Source organism: Agromyces sp. Marseille-Q5079 (assembly GCF_051016555.1).
Classification (GTDB): domain Bacteria; phylum Actinomycetota; class Actinomycetes; order Actinomycetales; family Microbacteriaceae; genus Agromyces.
The window spans coordinates 334248-353949 of sequence record NZ_JBPEJF010000004.1; the positions used below are offsets into that span (position 1 = coordinate 334248).

18 protein-coding genes are annotated in these 19702 nt (G+C 71.0%); 11 read left to right on the forward strand and 7 right to left on the reverse strand.

All coding sequences use genetic code 11. The features are described 5' to 3' along the window. Window positions 1-26 precede the first annotated feature (26 nt). From ACR3IO_RS12165 to mutM, 4 genes are read left to right on the forward strand one after another with little or no spacing between them, the layout of a single operon-like run. Window positions 27-563 carry a YceD family protein gene (locus ACR3IO_RS12165; RefSeq protein WP_434071568.1) on the forward strand — a complete coding sequence of 179 codons (537 nt, stop codon included), beginning with the start codon at window positions 27-29 and terminating at the stop codon, window positions 561-563. Window positions 564-572: 9 nt separating this feature from the next. After that, window positions 573-776, forward strand: a complete 204-nt coding sequence (rpmF, locus tag ACR3IO_RS12170) for a 50S ribosomal protein L32 (RefSeq protein ID WP_055857210.1) — start codon at window positions 573-575, stop codon at window positions 774-776. Window positions 777-804: 28 nt separating this feature from the next. Continuing rightward, a complete protein-coding gene (rnc, locus tag ACR3IO_RS12175) occupies window positions 805-1515 on the forward strand; it encodes a ribonuclease III (RefSeq protein WP_434071469.1) in 711 nt (236 codons plus the stop codon). Window position 1516: 1 nt separating this feature from the next. After that, window positions 1517-2485 carry a bifunctional DNA-formamidopyrimidine glycosylase/DNA-(apurinic or apyrimidinic site) lyase gene (mutM, locus tag ACR3IO_RS12180; RefSeq protein WP_434071470.1) on the forward strand — a complete coding sequence of 323 codons (969 nt, stop codon included), beginning with the start codon at window positions 1517-1519 and terminating at the stop codon, window positions 2483-2485. On the opposite strand, the gene ACR3IO_RS12185 is transcribed toward mutM, so the two are convergent. Beyond that, window positions 2406-3530, reverse strand: a complete 1125-nt coding sequence (locus ACR3IO_RS12185; RefSeq protein ID WP_434071471.1) for a GNAT family N-acetyltransferase — start codon at window positions 3528-3530, stop codon at window positions 2406-2408. The genes mutM and ACR3IO_RS12185 overlap by 80 nt on opposite strands. Before the next feature lie 182 nt (window positions 3531-3712). Here ACR3IO_RS12185 and smc point away from each other — a divergent pair, with 182 nt between their 5' ends. Then, window positions 3713-7267 (forward strand): chromosome segregation protein SMC, encoded by a 3555-nt coding sequence (gene smc / locus ACR3IO_RS12190; RefSeq protein WP_434071472.1) that lies wholly within the window; start codon window positions 3713-3715, stop codon window positions 7265-7267. A gap of 52 nt (window positions 7268-7319) precedes the next feature. Here the strand turns inward: smc and ACR3IO_RS12195 are convergent, their stop codons facing one another. Next, window positions 7320-8981, reverse strand: a complete 1662-nt coding sequence (locus tag ACR3IO_RS12195) for an alpha-amylase family protein (protein WP_434071473.1) — start codon at window positions 8979-8981, stop codon at window positions 7320-7322. Further along, complete coding sequence (locus ACR3IO_RS12200; RefSeq protein ID WP_434071474.1) at window positions 8978-9946, reverse strand: TIGR03885 family FMN-dependent LLM class oxidoreductase; 969 nt, start codon at window positions 9944-9946, stop codon at window positions 8978-8980. Before ACR3IO_RS12200 ends, ACR3IO_RS12195 begins: the two co-directional genes overlap by 4 nt. 103 nt (window positions 9947-10049) lie before the next feature. Between ACR3IO_RS12200 and ftsY the strand changes: the two genes are divergently transcribed. From ftsY to ffh, 3 genes are all read left to right on the forward strand, one after another. Then, window positions 10050-10925: a signal recognition particle-docking protein FtsY gene (ftsY, locus tag ACR3IO_RS12205; RefSeq protein ID WP_434071475.1), complete on the forward strand. Its 876-nt coding sequence runs from the start codon at window positions 10050-10052 to the stop codon at window positions 10923-10925. A gap of 29 nt (window positions 10926-10954) precedes the next feature. Next, window positions 10955-11443, forward strand: a complete 489-nt coding sequence (locus ACR3IO_RS12210) for a hypothetical protein (protein WP_434071476.1) — start codon at window positions 10955-10957, stop codon at window positions 11441-11443. Window positions 11444-11512: 69 nt separating this feature from the next. Then, the gene (ffh, locus tag ACR3IO_RS12215; protein ID WP_434071477.1) at window positions 11513-13093 is read left to right on the forward strand and encodes a signal recognition particle protein; all 1581 of its coding nucleotides are present in this window, start codon (window positions 11513-11515) and stop codon (window positions 13091-13093) included. A 102-nt stretch (window positions 13094-13195) separates the two neighbouring features. On the opposite strand, the gene ACR3IO_RS12220 is transcribed toward ffh, so the two are convergent. Further along, window positions 13196-13996: a spermidine synthase gene (locus ACR3IO_RS12220; protein ID WP_434071478.1), complete on the reverse strand. Its 801-nt coding sequence runs from the start codon at window positions 13994-13996 to the stop codon at window positions 13196-13198. A gap of 116 nt (window positions 13997-14112) precedes the next feature. On the opposite strand from ACR3IO_RS12220, the gene ACR3IO_RS12225 reads away from it, so the two are divergent. Then, window positions 14113-15564, forward strand: a complete 1452-nt coding sequence (locus ACR3IO_RS12225; RefSeq protein ID WP_434071479.1) for a GH1 family beta-glucosidase — start codon at window positions 14113-14115, stop codon at window positions 15562-15564. Window positions 15565-15567: 3 nt separating this feature from the next. Here ACR3IO_RS12225 and ACR3IO_RS12230 read toward each other — a convergent pair whose 3' ends face one another. From ACR3IO_RS12230 to ACR3IO_RS12240, 3 genes are all read right to left on the reverse strand, one after another. Further along, complete coding sequence (locus ACR3IO_RS12230; RefSeq protein ID WP_434071480.1) at window positions 15568-16770, reverse strand: glutamate--cysteine ligase; 1203 nt, start codon at window positions 16768-16770, stop codon at window positions 15568-15570. A gap of 63 nt (window positions 16771-16833) precedes the next feature. Next, on the reverse strand, window positions 16834-17820 hold the full coding sequence (locus ACR3IO_RS12235) for a proline racemase family protein (RefSeq protein ID WP_434071481.1): 987 nt from the start codon (window positions 17818-17820) through the stop codon (window positions 16834-16836). Beyond that, window positions 17817-18773 (reverse strand): ornithine cyclodeaminase family protein, encoded by a 957-nt coding sequence (locus ACR3IO_RS12240; RefSeq protein ID WP_434071482.1) that lies wholly within the window; start codon window positions 18771-18773, stop codon window positions 17817-17819. Before ACR3IO_RS12240 ends, ACR3IO_RS12235 begins: the two co-directional genes overlap by 4 nt. A gap of 278 nt (window positions 18774-19051) precedes the next feature. On the opposite strand from ACR3IO_RS12240, the gene rpsP reads away from it, so the two are divergent. Both rpsP and ACR3IO_RS12250 read left to right on the forward strand, forming a co-directional pair. Further along, entirely contained in the window at window positions 19052-19462 is a 411-nt protein-coding gene (gene rpsP / locus ACR3IO_RS12245) for a 30S ribosomal protein S16 (RefSeq protein ID WP_434071483.1), read from the forward strand. A gap of 3 nt (window positions 19463-19465) precedes the next feature. Then, window positions 19466-19702 carry an RNA-binding protein gene (locus tag ACR3IO_RS12250; RefSeq protein ID WP_056651189.1) on the forward strand — a complete coding sequence of 79 codons (237 nt, stop codon included), beginning with the start codon at window positions 19466-19468 and terminating at the stop codon, window positions 19700-19702.

Below are 19702 nucleotides of genomic sequence, written 5' to 3' on the forward strand. Positions count from 1 at the left end.
TGGCCATTCAGTATTCCCCGCTCCGCATGAACGTGCGCGACATCGTGAACCGCCCGGGCGAGATGCGCGAGCATCGAATCCAGGTGCCCGCGCGTGAAGCGCTCGGCGAGGGACTCGTCGCCGTGCGCGAGGGTTCCGAGGTCGATCTCGACGTGCGCCTGGAGTCCGTTCACGAGGGCATCCTGGTGAGTGCGAGCATCGATACGGTGGCCGAAGGGGAGTGCGGTCGGTGTCTCATCGACATCGCCCTGCCTGTCGAAGTCGAGTTCCAAGAGCTTTTCGCGTATCATTCTGGAGAAGCTTTCGAGTTCGAGGTTCAAGACGACCACGTGGATCTTGAACCGCTCATCCGAGATGCGGTGGTGCTATCACTGCCGTTCCAGCCGGTCTGCCGGCCGGACTGCCCGGGTCTCGACCCAGAGACCGGGCTGCGACTGGCTGATCATCCGGAACTCGACTCCCCGAATGTGCACGACCCACGATGGGCCGCGCTCACAGGGTTCCAAGCTTCCGAAGACCAGGGCACGGATGTCGCATCCGACGCCGACCCGAAGAGAGATTGAGAGAGTGTCATGGCTGTTCCCAAGCGGAAGAAGTCGCGAGCAAACACCCACGCGCGTCGTTCGCAGTGGAAGGCTGAGGCCCCCACGCTGGTGAAGACCGTCGAGAACGGCAAGGTCACGTACAGCCTTCCGCACCGCGCGAAGGTCGTCGAGGACTCGGCGGGCACCCCGCTGTTCCTCGAGTACAAGGGCCGCAAGGTCGCCGACGTCTAGTCGACGCCCGACGCAGCAGAGACCGGTCGTGACGCGCACGGAGCGCAGAGGGCTCGAGAGACCGAACCTCGAAGAGTTGCAGCAGAAGCTGCAGGTCGAGGTCGATCCCGAACTTCTGCTCCTTGCGCTCACGCACCGGTCTTTCGCGTACGAGAACGGCGGCATCCCGACCAATGAGCGCCTCGAGTTCCTCGGGGACTCGATCCTCGGTCAGGCCGTCACGGTGCGCCTCTTCCGCGACAACCCCGACCTCGACGAGGGCGAGCTCGCCAAGCGGCGCGCCAGCCTCGTCTCGAGTGCCGCGTTGGCGGAGGTGGCCAGGTCGATCGGCCTGGGGCCGTACATCCGGCTCGGTCGCGGCGAGACGCTCACGGGCGGCGCCGAGAAGCCGTCGATCCTCGCCGACACGGTCGAGGCGATCATCGGCGCGGTCTATCTCGACGGTGGTGGCGACGCCGCGACGCCGTTCGTGCTGAGCCTCATCTCGCCGCTCATGCTCGACCCCGACCGGTTCGGGGCGTCGATGGACCCCAAGACGAGCCTCCAGGAGATCGCGGCCAAGCGGGGCGTCGCCGCACCCGTGTACACCGTGGTCGAGAGCGGGCCCGACCACCACAAGCACTTCGTGGCGACGGTCGTCGTCGGCACGCTGGTCCGGGCGTCCGGCGAGGGCTCGAGCAAGAAGCAGGCCGAGATGGCTGCGGCGCTCGAGGCGTGGACGAAGCTCAGCGCGAGCTGACGTGCCCGAACTTCCCGAGGTCGAGGTCGTCCGAGCCGGACTCGCTCCCGCGGTGACGGGTGCCCGCATCGTCGCCGTCGACGTGCTCGACGCCCGCGCGCTGACGCGGCACGATCCCGCGCTCGGCGACTTCGAGCGGCTCGTCACGGGGGCGACGATCCGGGCCGCCGTGCGCCGGGGCAAGTTCCTGTGGCTGCCCCTCGGTGATGTCGGCGGCGAGACCCGCGCCGACGACCGCCCGCGGGCCGTCGTCGGGCACCTCGGCATGAGCGGGCAGCTGCTGCTGCGCACGCCCGACCACCCCGGCGACGACCGCCACGCCCGCATCCGGATGCACCTCGAGCATCCCGCGCACGGCGAGCTCCGGGTCGACTTCGTCGACCAGCGCACGTTCGGCTCGCTCGCGGTCGATCGCCTGGTGCCGACCGCCGACGGCGCCATCGCGGGATTCAGCGGCGACGTCACGGGGGAGTGGGCCCGGAGCATCCCCACGCAGGTGGCGCACATCGCCCGTGATCCGCTCGATCCCGCCTTCGACGACGACCTCCTCCTCGAACGGATGTCGCGGCGCGCGTCGGGCGTGAAGCGCGTGCTGCTCGACCAGGGCCTCGTGAGCGGGGTCGGCAACATCTACGCCGACGAGTCGCTGTGGGCGGTGCGCATGCACGGCGAGCAGCCGGCCTCCTCGCTCAGCCGTCGTCGCGCGCGCGAGCTGCTGCAGGCGGTGCGAGACGTGCTCGGCAAGGCCCTCGTCGAGGGCGGCACGAGCTTCGACGAGCAGTACGTGAACGTGAACGGCGAGTCGGGCTACTTCGCCCACTCGCTCAATGCGTACGGCCGCGCGGGCCTGCCCTGCCCGCGATGCGGAACTCCCATGGTCCGCGAGGCGTTCATGAACCGGTCGTCGCACCGCTGTCCGCGCTGTCAGCGCCTGCGGCGGGCTCCGGGTCCAGCTGCCACAGCGCGCTGAGTCCGCGCACGGTGAAGCCGAGCGCCACGTTGATGGCGAGCATGTGCTCGTTCTCGTCGGCGTTCCAGGTGAAGACGTCGGTGCGGTCGGGTGCCGTCCGGGCGAGCAGCACGAGGTTCGCGACCTTCATGCGCATGCCGAGGCGATGTCCGCGGTGCTCCTTCAGCACGATCGTGTCCCATTGGAACGCCGACGCGGAGTCCGCCGGGAGCTGGAGCTCGGTGAACCCCGCGACGCGCCCGTCGTCGTCGACGGCCGCCGTGACGAGGCTCCTGCGGCCGCCGGCGAGCGACTGCTCCTCGGCGGCGCGCACCCGCGCGGCATCCCACCGCTCCTCGTCGTAGGTGGCCGTGCCGGCCGGCGGATCGGTCGACATCGCGGCGTGGGCGACGGCGAGCTCGTCGAGGAGCTCCTCGGGGGCGCGATCGATCCACGACCGCAGGGCATAGGACGTCGCGGATGCCTCGAGCCCCACGGCGGTCTCGGCGAACTCCTCGGTGCGCCCGGCGACCGTCAGCCCGCTGACGCGTTCGAGCTGCGCGAGCCGGAACCCGTGGTGCAGGGCGAACGCGGCGCCGGGGTCGGACGCGGGGATGGATCCGCTGCCGTCACGGGCCTCGAGCCGGTCGCCCGGCGCCTCGAGCGCGCGGGCCGGGACATCCGACATGGCGGTGAGGATGCCGCGGCCGAGCTCGTCCGCGACGCGGTGGGCGGCGGCGAGCAGGGCGGACCCCGTACCTCGGCGTCGCGCGTCGGGCAGCACGCCGAGCACGAGGTCGATCGTCGCGGCGTCGTCGGCCAGCTCCCAGGTGCACTCGACGCGTCCGACGCAGCGTCCGGCGTCCCACGCCGTGAACGCGCGTCGGCCCTGGTAGGCGTCGTCGCGGTAGAGCGGCAGCAGTTCGTAGCCGTCCCACGCGAACCGGCGATGCCCCCACACCGATTCCTCGACGAGGGCCGCGACCTCGACCATGGCCTCGAACTCCGTCGACTCGGGGGTGCCGAGCGCGTGGGGGATCGGCACCCGCCTGATCTCGATCGCCATGTCTCCTCCTCGTCGGCCCGCGGCGTCGGAGCGTCGACGCCGACTGCGCAGCCGATCAGGCTACTCCCTGTCGGCGAGCGCGTACAGACCCGATCCCGTTCGCACCGGCGAGGGCGAGCGGATGGCGCGCCGACCTCGGCTACGCTCGACGGCAGCGCGCTCGCGAGTCGGAAGGGTGGGACGTGTACCTGAAGAGCCTGACGCTGAAGGGATTCAAGTCCTTCGCGCAGCCGACGACCTTCGCCTTCGAACAGGGCGTGACCTGCATCGTCGGACCGAACGGCTCCGGCAAGTCCAACGTCGTCGACGCCCTGGCCTGGGTCATGGGCGAGCAGGGGGCGAAGACCCTCCGCGGCGGCAAGATGGAGGACGTCATCTTCGCCGGCACCTCCACGCGCGGCCCGCTCGGCCGCGCCGAGGTGAGCCTGACCATCGACAACGCCGACGGCGCGCTGCCGATCGAGTACTCCGAGGTGTCGATCTCGCGCACCCTGTTCCGCAACGGGTCGAGCGAGTACGCCATCAACGGCGAGACCTGCCGCCTCCTCGACGTGCAGGAACTGCTCAGCGACTCCGGACTCGGCCGGGAGATGCACGTCATCGTCGGACAGGGGCAGCTCGACGCCGTGCTGCGGGCGACGCCCGAAGACCGTCGCGGGTTCATCGAGGAGGCCGCCGGCATCCTGAAGCATCGTCGACGCAAGGAGAAGACCCTCCGCAAGCTCGACGCGATGCAGGCCAACCTCACCCGGCTCTCCGACCTCGCCGGCGAGATCCGGCGCCAGCTGAAGCCGCTCGGACGGCAGGCCGAGGTGGCCCGCGAGGCCGCGACCATCGCGGCCGTCGTGCGCGACGCCAAGGCGCGCCTGCTCGCCGACGACGTGATCGCGCTCCGTCGCGCGCTCGAGGACCACGGTCGCTCCGAACAGCAGCGCCACTCCGAGCGACTCGTGCTGCAGGACCAGCTCGAGCAGCGGCAGGCGAGGGTGACCGCCCTCGAGCAGTCCCACCTCGGCGACGACGTCGACACGGCGCGCGCCGCGAACTTCGCCCTCGAGCAGGCGCGCACCGCGCTGCGCTCGCTCGACTCGCTCGCGAACCAGCGCATCGCGCTGCTGTCCGCGGCCGACGAGACCACGGATGCCGCACCCACCGTCACCCGGTCGATGATCGAGGACGCCGTGGTCGAGCTCGACGAGATCCGAGAGGGCATCGACGTCGCGGCATCCGCCCTCGAGGACGCGCAGGACGCCACGCGCCGCTCCCGGCTCGACCTCGACGCGGTCGACTGCGAGATCGCGCACCGCAGCGCCGAGGTGCAGGCGTACGACCTCGAGGTGTCCAAGCTGTCGGGCCGCGCCGATTCCGAGGCCTCCAAGCTCGCCGCCGTGCGCGGCGAGGTGCTTCGGCACGCGAACGCGCTCGACGCCTCGTCGCAGCGTCGCGAAGCGGCCGCGGCCGCGCTCGTCGAGGCCCAGGGCGAGGCCGAGGTCGAACAGACCGCCGAGACCGACCTCGACGAGGCGTACGAGCTCGCGCAGGCCGCCGTCTTCGAAGCCGAGGCCGAGATCGAGCGACTGCGCGACGAACTCCACGAGCACGAGCGCGAACAGGGCGCGCTGGCCGCACGCAGCCAGGCGCTCTCGCTCGCCCTCGACCAGAAGGACGGTTCGGCAGCCCTCGTCGCCGCGAAGGTGGCGGGCGTGCACGGCCTGCTCGCCGAGTCGCTCCAGGTGCAGCCCGGGTTCGAGGCGGCGGTCTCGGCCGCGCTCGGCTCCCTGAGCGATGCCGTGCTCGTCGACGACCTCCGTGCCGCGCACGATGCGCTCGTGCATGCAGAGCGGGGCGACATGGGGCGCGTCGCGCTCGTGCTCGCGACCCCGGCGGGCGCCGTCCGCGCCGCGACCGAGGCGCTGCCCGCGGGATTCGTCGCCGCATCCGACGTCGTCACCGCCCCGGCCGGGGTGCACGGCATCCTCGCCGAGGTCCTCATCGCCGACGACCTCGATACCGTGCGATCGGCCGAGGCGGCCCTCGCCGCACGCACCGTGCCCGCGACCGTCATCACGCGCGACGGCACGCTCGTCGGCCGGTACGTGGTGCGCGGCGGCACCGGGCGCAAGCAGAGCCGCATCGAGCTGCTCGCCGAACGCGACCGCGCCGCGGCCCGCCTCGACGAGGTGCGCGGCGAGATCGAGCGGCGGCGCGCCGAGCTCGGCGAGCAGCGCGAGCTGCACGCGCGGGCCAAGGAGGCCGCGAAGGCCGCGCTCGCCGCCCTGCGCGAGTTCGACGCGCAGCTCGCCCAGCGCACCGAACGACTCAACCGCGCACGTGTGCAGGCGGAGGCCGCCGAGGCGGACTCCGAGCGCCTGCGCCAGGCCGCCGCGAACGCCCAGGAACGCGTGGCCGATGCCGAGGCGGCATCCGCCGAGGCGAAGCGGGCGCTCGAGGCGGCGCGCGACGTGCCGCGACCCGTACTCGACGCGAGCGCCCGCGACGCGGCATCCGCCCAGCTCGACCGCGCGCGCGAGGCCGAGGTCGAGGCGAAGCTCCGGCTCGAGACGGCGCGCGAGCGGGTCCGTGCCGAGGACGCCCGCATCCGTGCGATGCAGGCGCAGCACGACGCCGAACGGCAGGCCGCCGCGGAGGCCGCGCGGCGTGCGGTCGTGCGCCGTTCCCAGCTCGCCGCCGCCGCCGCCGTCGCGGCATCGCTGCCCGCGGCGCTCGCCTCGGTCGACGCCTCCGTCGCCGAGGCCGGGGTCGCCCTCGCGCGGGCCGAGGCCGAGCGGTCCGCACGCAATGAGGAGCTGCAGGCGCTGCGACGCGACGAGGGCACGGTGCGCGAACGACTCCACGCCGTGACCGAGGACGTGCACGGCCTCGAGCTGCGCATCTACGAGAAGAAGCTGCAGGTCGGCAGCATGCTCGAGCGCGCCGAGTCCGAGCTCGGCCTCGACGAGGCCGTCCTGGTCGCCGAGTACGGCCCCGAGGTGCCGATCCCGGTCGATGACGCGGTCGCAGCCGACGGCGACGGCGACGAGGCGGATGCCGCGACGAGGCCGTATCGGCGCGAGGAGCAGCAGCGCCGCCTTGCCGGAGCCGAGCGCAAGCTCGCCCAGCTCGGGCGGGTCAACCCGCTCGCGCTCGAGGAGTTCGCCGCGCTCGAGCAGCGGCACAAGTTCCTGACCGAGCAGTTGACCGACCTCGCGAACACGCGGAAGGACCTCCTCACGATCATCGAGGAGATCGACGGCAAGATGTCGACCATCTTCCGCGACGCCTTCGACGACACTCAGGCCGCCTTCGCGCAGGTGTTCCCGGTGCTCTTCCCGGGCGGCGCGGGCAGCATCTCGTTGACGAACCCCGACGACATGCTCACGACGGGCATCGAGGTCGCCGTGCGGCCCGCGGGCAAGAAGATCGAACGGCTGTCACTGCTCTCGGGCGGCGAGCGCTCGCTCGCCGCGGTCGCCCTGCTGCTCGCGATCTTCAAGGCGCGCCCCAGCCCGTTCTACATCATGGACGAGGTCGAGGCCGCGCTCGACGACGCGAACCTCGGGCGGCTGCTCACGACCCTCGAGGACCTGCGCGAGAACAGCCAGCTCATCGTCATCACCCACCAGAAGCGCACCATGGAGATCGCCGACGCGCTCTACGGGGTCTCGATGCGCCAGGACGGCGTCTCGGCGGTCGTCGGCCAGCGCGTGCGCGAGGAACCGGCCGCGAAGGCGAGCTAGACGAGCGGATGTCGCGACGCGGCATCCGCCCGTCATCGGCCGGCCGCGTCGTTCAGGTGAACCGGCGGTCGTCGGGCTCCACGATGCGGAACCAGCGGTAGCCGTAGGCGTCGAGGTGCACGTCGACGCGCCCGCGTTCGTCGAGCGGCGTCGTCGCGACGTCGAACAGGTCGGACAGCCCGCTGTCGGGCGCGACCGGGCCGAGCTCGAGGGAGACGAGCGCCGGCCTGGGCGCGAAGTTGTGCACGGCGACGAACCGGCCGACGTCGGCCGTGATGCGATGGGCGAGGATCGCGTCGTCCTCCGTCGCGAGGAGGTCGAGGGCGCCCCAGCCGATCTCGGGCGAGCTCCGATACCGCACCGCGAGGTCCTTGACGAAGGAGAGCAGCGAATCGGGGTCGTGCATCTGCGCCTCGACGTTGACGTGCTCGGGCGCGTAGCCGTCGCCCGGAGGCGTCGCGACGAGCCTCGACGGCGTCGTCCGCGAGAAGCCGCCGTTCGCACCGCTCGTCCACTGCATGGGCGTGCGCACGGCCTGGCGGCCCTCCTGCTCGGCGTTCTCGCCCATGCCGATCTCCTCGCCGTAGAACAGCACGGGCGTGCCGGGCAGCGAGAAGAGCAGGCTGTAGACCATGCGGATGCGGCGAGGGTCGCCGTCGAGCATCGGCGGTAGGCGCCGCACGATGCCCCGGTCGTAGACGCGCATCCACTCCTCGGGCGCGAACGACGCGAAGACCTCCTCGCGTTCCGGCTCCGAGAGCTTGTCGAGGGTGAGCTCGTCGTGGTTGCGCACGAAGTTCGCCCACTGCGCCTCGGGTTCGAGCACCGGTCGCTTCGAGAGCGCCTCGGCGAGCGGCCCGGCGTCCTCGCGCGCGAGCGAGAGATAGAGCGCCTGCATGCCGAGGAAGTCGAACTGCATGGTCAGCTCGGGGGGATCTCCGGCGCGGCCGAAGAACTCCACCTGCCCGTCGTACGGGAGGTTGACCTCCCCGAGGAGCACCGCCTCGCTCGACCGGCGCTGCAGGAAGCGGCGGATGTCGCGGAGGAACTCGTGCGGGTCCCCGATGTCGACCCCTTCGGGCGGTTCGATGAGGAACGGCACCGCGTCGACCCGGAAGCCCGAGATGCCGAGCTGCAGCCAGTACCCGATCGTCTTCGCGATCTCATCGCGCACCGCGGGATTGGCGATGTTCAGGTCGGGCTGATGGCGGTAGAAGCTGTGCAGGTAGTACTGGCCGGTGCGCTCGTCGAACTGCCAGATCGAGTCCTCCTCGCCCGGGAACACGGCGTTCGGCGTCTTCGGCGGGTCGTCCCGCCACACGTACCAGTCGCGGTACGGCGAGGTGCGGCTCCGACGGGCGGACTTGAACCACGGATGCTTCTCCGAGGTGTGGTTCATCACGAAGTCGATGATGACCCGCATGCCGCGGTCCCGTGCGGTGCGCGTGAACTCCGCGACGTCGCCGAGCGAGCCGAGCCTCGGATCGACGCCGAAGAAGTCGGTGATGTCGTACCCGTCGTCGCGGTCGGGCGTGGGTTGGAACGGCATCAGCCAGATGCACGTGACGCCGAGTTCGGCGAGGTGGTCGAGGCGATGCGCGAGGCCCTCGAAGTCGCCGGAGCCGTCGTCGTTCCAGTCCATGTAGGTCTCGACGTCGAGGCAGTAGACGACCGCCGTCTTCCACCACAGGTCGCTGCGGTCGGTGATCCTCATCGTGCGGCCGCCTTCAGCTGGGGGAGCACGCGCTCGCCGAACGTGTCGATGAACGCGTCCTGCTCCGTGCCGACGTGGTGCAGGAAGATGCGCTCGACGCCGAGCTCGGCGATGCCGGCGAGGTGCTCGAGGTGCCGACCCGGGTCGGCCGAGGCGAGCAGCGTGCCGGCCACCTTCTCCGGCGTGGCGTCGGCGGTGAGCGCGTCGAAGTCCGCCGGGCGGTCGAGCTCCCATGCGAGGTGCGCGGGCACGAGGCTCTGCCGCCACTGGTCGTGCGCGATCGCGATCGCCTCGTCGTCGGTGGGCGCCCAGCTCAGGTGCACCTGCACCGAGATGGGTCCGACGCCGCCCGCCTGCCGGTACGCCGCCATGAACGCGCTGAGCTCGTCGAGGGGCTGGTCGACGGTGATGACGCCGTCGGCCCACGCCGCGACCTCGCGAGCGGTCTCGGTGCTCACCGCTGCCGCGAAGAGCGGGGGAGGGATCTCCGGCAGGCTCCAGATGCGGGCGCGATCGACGTGGACCAGGCCGTCATGGGTCACCTCGGACCCGGCCAGCAGTCGGCGGATGACGTCGACCGTCTCGGCCAGCCGCGCATCGCGCTCGTCCTTCGCGGGCCACGGGTCGCCGGTGACATGCTCGTTGATCGCCTCCCCGCTGCCGAGCGCGGCCCAGAACCGGTCGGGGTACATCTCGGCGAGCGTCGCCAGCTTCTGCGCGGCGATCGCCGGGTGGTAGCGCTGCCCGGGCGCGGTCACCACGCCGAGCGGGAACCGGGTGGCCTCGAGCGCGGCGCCGAGCCAGCTCCAGGCATAGCCCGAGTGCCCTTGCCGCACGCTCCACGGCTCGAAGTGGTCGCTGCACATCGCGGCGTCGAACCCGGCGTCCTCGGCGCGCTTCACCGCCCGGAGCAGGCGGCTGGGCGGTAGTTGCTCGTGCGAGGCGTGGAATCCCACGATCGTCATTCGCACTCCTTCCATCGGTTCGAGGCTCCCCCGGGGAGCCTCGGGCGGGCAAGGCCTTGCAGGCGCGCCGCCCGGCGTGTACTGGGCGCTCTAGGCTGGAGGCATGGCAGAACGCGCATCCTGGTCGCTCGGCGCGGCCCTCCGCGGCGTCTTCGGAGCGAAGACCATCGACGAGGACACCTGGGACGACCTCGAGGCCGCGCTCATCCGCGCGGACTTCGGTCCGGCGATCACCGAGGAGATCGTCGATCAGATCAAGGCGCAGGTCGAGCGGTACCGCACGACCGACCCGAAGGACGTGCAGCGGATGCTGCGCGAGATCGTCGAGGAGCGGCTCGTCAAGTACGACCCGACCCTGAAGCTCACCGAGCGCCCCGCGGTCGTGCTCGTGGTGGGCGTCAACGGCGTCGGCAAGACCACGACCATCGGCAAGTTCGCCCGCTTCCTCCGCACCTACGACCGCAGCGTGGTCGTCGGCGCGGCCGACACGTTCCGCGCGGCGGCCGTCGAGCAGCTCGCCACGTGGGCGGGGCGCGCCGGCGTCGAGATCGTGCGACCCGAGCGCGAGGGCCAGGACCCGGCATCCGTCGCCTTCCAGACCGTCGACCGCGCCAAGCGCGAGGGCATCGAGATCGTCATCATCGACACGGCGGGCCGCCTGCACACCAAGGGCGGGCTCATGGACGAGCTCGGCAAGATCCGCCGCGTCGTCGAGAAGCAGGCGCCGGTCAGCGAGGTGCTGCTCGTGCTCGACGCGACGACGGGCCAGAACGGGCTCGCGCAGGCCGAGGCGTTCATCGAGCACGGCGGTGTCACGGGGCTCGTGCTCACCAAGCTCGACGGCAGCGCGAAGGGCGGCTTCGTGCTCGCCGTGCAGGAGAAGACCGGCCTGCCCATCAAGCTCATCGGGCAGGGCGAGGGCATCAACGACCTCACGGGCTTCACGCCCCACGTCTTCGCACAGAAACTCGTCGGCTGAGGCCGACCACCCCACAGGAAGGGCGAGTCATGGCCACCGAGCACGACTACTTCGGGATCGTCGGCGACTACTGGTCGGAGGAGATCGAGTACGCCGACCAGCGCGTCGAGGTCGTCCTCGAGACCGAGGACGACGAGGTGCCGCTCACGGCCCTCGACGGTGCAGCCGCCCTCGTCAGCGAGCTCGAGCTCGTCGACGACGAACTCCGCAACGCGTTCGTGAGCCAGCTCGACTCGGGCAGCTCGCCGGTCGTCAAGTTCCTCAACGTGCTGCTCGATCCCGAGCTCGAGCAGGTCGAGGAGATCGAGGAGGCCATCGGCCGCGACTCGGGCGACCGGCAGATCGACGCGCTCCGCTCGATGACGCTCGTCCGCGTCGACCTCCGGCCCGAGCTGTACGGCGAGGGCGAGGGGTTCGCGGAGTTCGAGTACGCACTCGCGCCAGAAGAGACCGACGAGCGCCTCATCGCCTCGATCGACGTGGGCCGCGAAGTCGTCGACGTGCGCTTCGAGGGCTGACTCCGCCCGATCGCGTCGCGTGCCGGGGCGCACGGAGGGGCATCCGCGGTCGCTTAGAATCGAACCACCATGGCTACCTTCGGAAACCTGTCTGACCGCCTCGCCGAGACCTTCAAGAATCTCCGCACCAAGGGCAAGCTCTCTGCGGCCGATGTCGACGGCACCGTGCGCGAGATCCGCCGCGCACTGCTCGACGCCGACGTCGCCCTCGACGTGGTCAAGCAGTTCACCTCACATGTGCGCGAACGCGCCCTCGGCGACGAGGTCAACAAGGCGCTGAACCCGGCCCAGCAGGTCGTGCAGATCGTCAACGAGGAGCTCGTGGCGATCCTCGGCGGCCAGCAGCGTCGCCTGCAGTTCGCGAAGAACCCGCCGACGGTCATCATGCTCGCGGGCCTCCAGGGCGCCGGCAAGACGACCCTCGCGGGCAAGCTCGCGAAGTGGCTCGTCAAGGAGGGCCACACGCCCATGCTCGTCGCGAGCGACCTCCAGCGCCCGAACGCCGTCAACCAGCTCCAGGTCGTCGGCGGCCAGGCGGGCGTCCCGGTGTTCGCGCCCGAGCCCGGCAACGGCGTCGGCGACCCCGTGAAGGTCGCCAAGGACGGCGTTGCCCAGGCGACGCGCGCCCAGCACGACGTCGTCATCATCGACACCGCCGGCCGTCTCGGCGTCGACGCCGAGATGATGAAGCAGGCCGCGAACATCCGCAAGGCGACGAACCCCGACGAGGTGCTCTTCGTCATCGACGCGATGATCGGCCAAGACGCGGTCACCACGGCGAAGGCCTTCCAGGACGGCGTCGACTTCACGGGCGTCGTGCTCTCCAAGCTCGACGGCGACGCGCGCGGCGGTGCCGCGCTCAGCGTGGCATCCGTCACCGGGCGTCCCATCATCTTCGCCTCCACGGGCGAGGGCCTCGACGACTTCGAGCCCTTCCACCCCGACCGCATGGCGAGCCGCATCCTCGACCTCGGCGACATCCTGACCCTCATCGAGCAGGCCCAGGAGGCCTTCGACGAGGAAGAGGCGATGAAGGTCGCCGAGAAGCTCGCCAACGAGCAGTTCACCCTCGAGGACTTCCTCGCGCAGATGCAGCAGCTCCGCGGCGCGGGCTCGATCAAGAAGATGCTGGGCATGCTCCCGGGCGCCGGCGGCATGAAGCAGCAGCTCGAGAACTTCGACGAGCGCGAGATCGTGCGCACCGAGGCGATCATCCAGTCGATGACCCCTGCCGAGCGCCAGAACACGAAGCTGCTGAACGGCTCGCGGCGCCTGCGCATCGCGCGGGGCGCCGGCATGACCGTCACCGACGTGAACCAGCTCGTGCAGCGCTTCGAGCAGGCCGCGAAGATGATGAAGACCGTGGCCAGGGGCGGCATGCCGCAGATTCCCGGCATGGGTCCGATGCCCGGCGGCGGCGCTCACGGCGGCGGCAAGCGCCAGGCGGCCAAGGGCAAGAAGAAGGCCTCCGGCTCCCGGTCGGGCAACCCCGCCAAGCGGGCGGCCGAGAACCAGGCGATCACCGACGGCCGTCCCGTCGGCGGTGCGTCGGCGCCCTCGGGCGCGGGCTTCGGACTCGGGTCCAAGGGCGGCGCGCCGACCCCGTCGGCCGAAGACCTCGCCAAGGTGCAGAAGCTCCTCGGTCGTTGAGCCGTCGGCGCTGAGAGATCGGCGCTGAGGGGGTCGCAGAGGCGCGAGCGCCGACGCGTCGGACGCGTCGACCGCGTCGACCGCGTTCGAACGTCCGGTGCGTCAGTCCCGGCGCGCGTCGGCCGCGCCGAGGTGGTCGCGCAGCCCCGCACCCTCGACCAGGTCGATGCGGCGCTGGGACTGGTCGATCCGACGACGGATGCGGCGCAGCGGAAGCTCGTGCCGCGCCGCGGCGAAGACCACGTTGCCGAGCCCCGCATCGGCGAAGACGCTCGGCGCGGCCAGTGCGAGCACCTCGGGGAACACGTCGAGGAGCGTCGCCCCGGCCTCCCGCGAGGTTCCGAGCCCGGTCGAGGCGATCGTGTTCACGACGAGCACGCCGTCGCTCGAGAGCAGGGCTCCTGCGGTCTCGAAGAAGCCGACCGTGGAGAGGTGCTCGGGGGTTCGGCTGCCCGAGAACAGGTCGGCGATGACGAGGTCGTACTCGATGCTGTGCCGCACGGCGCGCTCGACCGCGATCCGGGCGTCGTCGTATTCGAACGTCACCGCGATCGAGGGATCCAGCGGGAGGGCGTCGAGCACGAACTCCACGAGTTCGCGGTGCAGGTCCACCACGTGGTGCACGGAGGCCGGGCGCGTCGTGCCGAGGTACCTCGCGAGGGTCAGCGCGCCGGCTCCGAGGTGCAGCACGCGTACCGGAAGCTCGGGCTCGCGGCATCCGTCGGCGATCGCGGCGATGCACCGCACGTACTCGAGCTGCAGGTCGGTCGCATCGGCGGGGTTGACGTGGGACTGGGTCACGCCGTCGACCACGAGCGAGACGCCGCCGTTGGCACCTCGGCCGGCGAGCAGTTCGGCGTGGAGATCACCGGTGTCGAGCTCGAGCGGTCGGGCGTCGTCCATGCCCTCACTCTATGCGCGCCGCCATTTACTTACAGCGCTGTAAGCAATGGCGCCCGGGAACGCGCTACAGTGATCCGGGCGGCAACGGATGTCGCGACGACACTGGGAGCAGCATCATGACGATCGGTTCGGCCGACTACCGCGATTCAGGGCTCGCCTTCGGCGACGACTTCCTCTTCGGCTCGGCCACCGCGTCGTACCAGATCGAGGGCGCCGCCACCGAAGACGGTCGCGGCCCGTCCATCTGGGACACGTTCAGCCACACGCCCGGCAAGGTCTGGAACGGCGACACCGGCGATCGCGCCTGCGACCACTACCACCGGCTCGACGAGGACCTCGACCTCATGGTACGACTCGGCCTCGAGGCCTACCGGTTCTCGATCGCCTGGCCGCGCATCCAGCCGACCGGGCGGGGCGAGGCCAACGAGGCCGGCCTGGCGTTCTACGAGCGCCTCGTCGACGGGCTCATCGCGCGCGGCATCCGCCCCATCGCGACCCTGTACCACTGGGACCTCCCGCAGGCGCTCGAAGACGAGGGCGGGTGGACGAACCGCGCGACCGCCGAGGCGTTCGCCGACTACGCGCGACTCGTCGGGCAGCGCCTCGGCGACCGCGTCGCCGTCTGGACCACGCTCAACGAGCCATGGTGCGCCGCCTACCTCGGCTACGGCTCGGGCGCCCACGCGCCCGGCCTCATGGACGGAGCCAAGGCGCTCGCGGCCGTGCACCACCTGAACCTCGCGCACGGGCTGGCCGTCGCCGCGCTCCGCGAGGTCGTCACCAACGATCCCGGCTACTCGATCACGCTCAACCTGCACGTGATCCGCCCCTCGGGGCCGTCCGGCGCCGAGGCGGCCCGACGCATCGACGGGCTCGCCAACCGGCTCTTCCTCGGGCCGCTGCTCGACGGCGAGTACCCGGCCGACGTCATCGCCGACACCGCGGACGTCACGGACTGGACCTTCGTGAAGCCCGGGGACACCGAGCTCATCCGCCAGCCGCTCAGCCTGCTGGGCGTGAACTACTACTCGACCGTGACGGTGCGCATGTGGGACGGCGAGTCGCCGCGCGTCAACGCCGACGGCCACAAGGACATGGGCGGCACCGCGTGGCCCGGCTCCGAGATGGTCGAGTTCCTCGAGCAGCCCGGGCCGTACACCGAGATGGGCTGGAACATCGACCCGTCGGGCCTGGAGGACCTCCTCGTCGCCCTGCACGAGTCGTATCCCGAACTCCCGCTCATGGTCACCGAGAACGGCGCCGCGTTCGCCGACGAGGTCGTCGACGGTCCCGACGGCCCGGCCGTGCACGACGTCGACCGCACCGACTACCTCCGGAGGCACTTCACGGCGGCGCATCGCGCCATCGAGCGCGGCGTCGACCTGCGCGGCTACCAGGTCTGGTCGCTCATGGACAACTTCGAGTGGGGCTACGGCTACTCGAAGCGGTTCGGCATCGTGCGGGTCGACTACGACACGTTCGAGCGGCTGCCGAAGGACAGCGCCCTCTGGTATGCCGAGCTGATCCGCACCCGTGCGATCCCCGACGTGGCGGCGTCCGGAGCCTGACGCTCAGTCCGCGGTCGCCGCGGGCTCTGCGGGGGTCGTCGCGATCGCCGACTCGGATGCCGCGGAGGTGCCCGTGCCGCCGCGGAGTTCGCGTGCGAGGTGGGCGACGACGGCCGTGAGGTCGCCGTCGTTCGCCTCGGCGACGTCGAGCTGACGCTGCGAGCTTCCGCCGCCGTCGAGGATGGCGCCGACGTGTGCGAGCTCGTGCGCGCAGCCCAGGCGCTCGGCGATCGGGGCGAGGGTCACGAGCAGGTCGCGGAGGTCGTCGGAGACGAGGCGCTCGCTGCCCGCGGCATCCGTGATCACCTCGGCGGCGAGGCCGTACCTGGCCGCACGCCACTTGTTCTCCCGCGTGAACCAGGGCTGCAGCACGGTCAGCGCCTCGCCGTCGTCGAGGCGCGTGCTCATCCACTCGACGAGGCACTGCACGAGGGCTCCGATGGCGGCGAGGTCCTGTGCGGTCGAGACGCCGTCGCAGACGCGCACCTCGATGGTGCCCCACTTCGGCGACGGGCGGATGTCCCAGCGCACCTCGGAGTAGTCCTCGATGACCCCCGTGCGCACGAGGTCGTCGACGTAGTGCTCGTAGGCGGCCCAATCGGGCTGGTGGTAGGGCAGTCCGGCGGTGGGCAGCTGCTGGAACATGAGGGCGCGGTTCGAGGCGTAGCCGGTGTCGACGCCGGCCCAGAACGGGCTCGACGCGGAGAGCGCCTGCAGGTGGGGCAGGTAGGTGAGCAGGCCGTCGAGGATCGGGAGCGCCTTGTCGCGGTCCTCGATGCCGACGTGCACGTGCACGCCCCAGATCATCATGTTGCGCCCCCACCACCGGGTGCGCTCGACGAGCTTGTGATAGCGGGGCTTGTCGGTCAGGTGCTGGTCGTACCACTGGCTGAACGGATGCGAGCCGCTGCAGATGAGCTCGTACTCGCCGAGTTCGTCGACCACCGCACGGACCTCGTCGAGCTGCCCCTGGAGGTCGGCGACCGCGTCGGCCACACGGACGTGCACGCCGCTGACGAGTTCGACGGTGTTGGTCAGCATCTCGGCGGTGATCGACGGATGCTGCCCGCCCTCGCTGCGCTCGTGCAGCAGGTCGAGCACGCGGTCGCCGATCGAGGCGAGCTCGCCGGTGCCGCGATCGACGATCGCGATCTCCCATTCGAGGCCGACCGTGGACCTGGCGGAGTGGGCGAACTCGATCGACATGCCAGCCCCTTTCGCGCGGTGCGTGCGCCACCGTCGGCCCATCATGACATGGGCGACCGCGTTTCAGCGCAGGCTGAACCCTTCGGCCAGGTCGTCGTCGGGGTCGAGTTCGAACTCGCACGAGCCCACCCGGTAGGCCTGTCCGGAGACCTCGGGCACGACGCCGTCGGCGGTGCGCTCGGCCACGCGCGCGTGGAACCGCGTGCCGATGATCGAGTCGTGGGTGAGCACCTCGTCGTCGGCCAGCTCGCCGGTGTGCGCGAGCAGCGCGACCCTGGCCGCGGTGCCCGAACCGCACGGGCTGCGGTCGACCTCGCCGTCGGCGAAGACGGTGACGTTGCGCTGCCACGGGCCTACGGCGGTGCGGCCGAGGTCGTCGACGAGGATCGTGCCGTACACGCCCGACAGCCGGTCGTCGGTGAGCCGGGCGGCCGGATGGTCGTTCAGCGCCCACTTGATCTCGCGGCCGAGGCGGATGAGCTCGGTGGTGTCGGTCGGCGCCACGGCGAGGCCGAGCGAGGCCGCGGGCAGCGTCGCGTAGACGGCGCCGCCGAACACGAGGTCGACGACGACGTCGCCTCGACTCGTCGAGAGCGGGATGCCGGTCGCGAGCACACGGGACGGGACGTTCCGGAACACGACTCCGGTCGTGCGTCCTCCGCTGCGCTGCACGCGCGCCTGCACCCGGCCGCTCGGCACGTCGATGGTGACGATCGCCTCGCCGTCCTCGGGCGCCGCGACCCGGCCGGAGTGCACCGCCCAGGCGCCGAGCGCCATGGTGCCGTGCCCGCAGGCGGTCGAGAACCCGTCCTTGTGCCAGAAGAGCACGCCGAAGTCGGCACCGTCGTCGTCGGGCGGGGTGATGAATCCGCCGTACATGTCGTCGTGGCCACGGGGCTCGAGGCAGAGGAAGCGCCGCACGGCGTCGGCCCTGCCGGTCATCGCCTCGACCCGTCGGGCGGCGACGGTGCGGCCCTCGGTCGGTGCGTCGAGCACGATGCGGAACGGCTCGCCCGCGGTGTGCCAGTCTTCGGTCTTCCAGTGCATCATGCGTTCCGATCGTTCGTGAGGGCGAGTTGCGCCACGGCGAGGTCTTGCCACCCCATGCCGCAGGTCTTGACCACGACGGGCCGGGCGGATGCCTCGGGGCCGGTGTCGTCGCCGTTCGGGTCGTCGAACAGGGTCGACATGGGCACGAGCGCGTCGGGGGAGAGGTGCCCTTCGCCGATGGCGAGGACGACGTCGCCCGCCTCCGCGAGCGCGACGCGCCGCGACTCGACGATCACGCGGGCCCGGCCGAGGAGCGCCCCGGGCAGTTCGCGGGCGTCGGGTTCATGCGAGCCGACGGCGACGACCACGGCTCGGCCTCGCACGAGCGCGTGGTCGAACAGCGGCTCCCGTGCGGTGGTGGCGCAGACGACGAGGTCGGCGTCCGCGACGTCGGCCGGAGTGCCGACGGCGACGTCGAGGCCGCCGGTCGCGACGGCGGCCACGGCTCGTGCGGCCCGCTCGCGATCGCGACCCACGAAGCGCACCCGCGTGATCGGGCGGATGGCGCGCATGGCCTCGACGTGGCGCACGCCCTGGGGGCCGGTGCCGAACACGACGAGGGAGCCGGCATTCGCCGGTGCCACGACGTCGACGACGGCCGCGGACATGGCGGGCGTGCGGATGCTCGTGAGCTCCGTGCCGTCGAGCAGTGCCACGGGGGCGAGGGTGTCGGCGTCGAGCACCACGTAGATCGCCTGGATGCGCTCGAGTCCCCTGGCGGGGTTCGCCGGGGCGACGGTCGCGAGCTTCTGCCCGGCGTAGGCGCCGACATCCGAGGGCATGAGCAGGAGTTGGCCGTGCCGGACGTCGACGATCGTGCGCGCGGGATCGCCGTCGGGGTCGAAGCCGCTCCGCAGCACCTCCTGGAGGGCGTCGACGGCGGAGCGCATCGTGATGCGGTCGGCGAGGGCGGGGCCGTCGAGGAGGTGGAGCGAGTCGAAGATGCCGGGCATGACGACATCCTACGAGTGATGCGTAATATGTCACGCATCACCGTTCGCAAAAGAGATGAACGACGCTGGCCGCACCCGCCGGCCTCGCGAGCGCAGGGTGCCGCCGCGTGCACGCCGCACGATTGTCGTTCTGCGGCGTTATCTGCAAGAATGGTCAGTCGAGTTCTGTTGCGCCCGACCCTCTATCCGGCGCACAGATCCACTCAGAGCTTCCGCCGAGTGTGCACCCCACGCTCACGGCTGTCAGTTCGCCCAACTCATAACATTTCAGGAGAATTGTGGCTGTCAAGATTCGTCTCAAGCGTCTCGGCAAGATCCGGGCGCCGTACTACCGCATCGTCGTGGCCGACTCGCGCACCAAGCGCGACGGTCGCGTGATCGAGGAGATCGGCAAGTACCACCCCACCGAGACCCCCTCGTTCATCCAGGTCGACTCCGAGCGTGCCCAGTACTGGCTCTCCGTCGGCGCCCAGCCGACCGAGCAGGTCGCGGCCATCCTCAAGCTGACCGGCGACTGGGGCAAGTTCAAGGGCGACAAGAACGCGGTCTCGACCGTGCAGGTCGCCGAGCCCAAGGCCGCCTTCGTCGTCGACGAGAAGAAGAAGCCGGTGCTCAAGCCCAAGGCCGAGAAGCCCGCGCCGAAGGTCGAAGAGGCCGAGGCTCCCGAGGCGTCGACGGACGAGGCGTAGGTCTTGCTCCAGTCCGCGCTCGAACACCTCGTCAAGGGGATCGTCGATCACCCTGACGACGTGAAGGTCGTCTCCGCGTCGAGCGCACGCGGCGAGGTCCTCGAGGTTCATGTGAACCCCGAGGACCTCGGTCGCGTGATCGGCCGTGCCGGCCGCACCGCGAAGGCGCTCCGTACACTCGTCACCGCACTCGCCGACGGCCGCCGCGTTCGCGTCGACGTCGTCGACACCGACGACTGA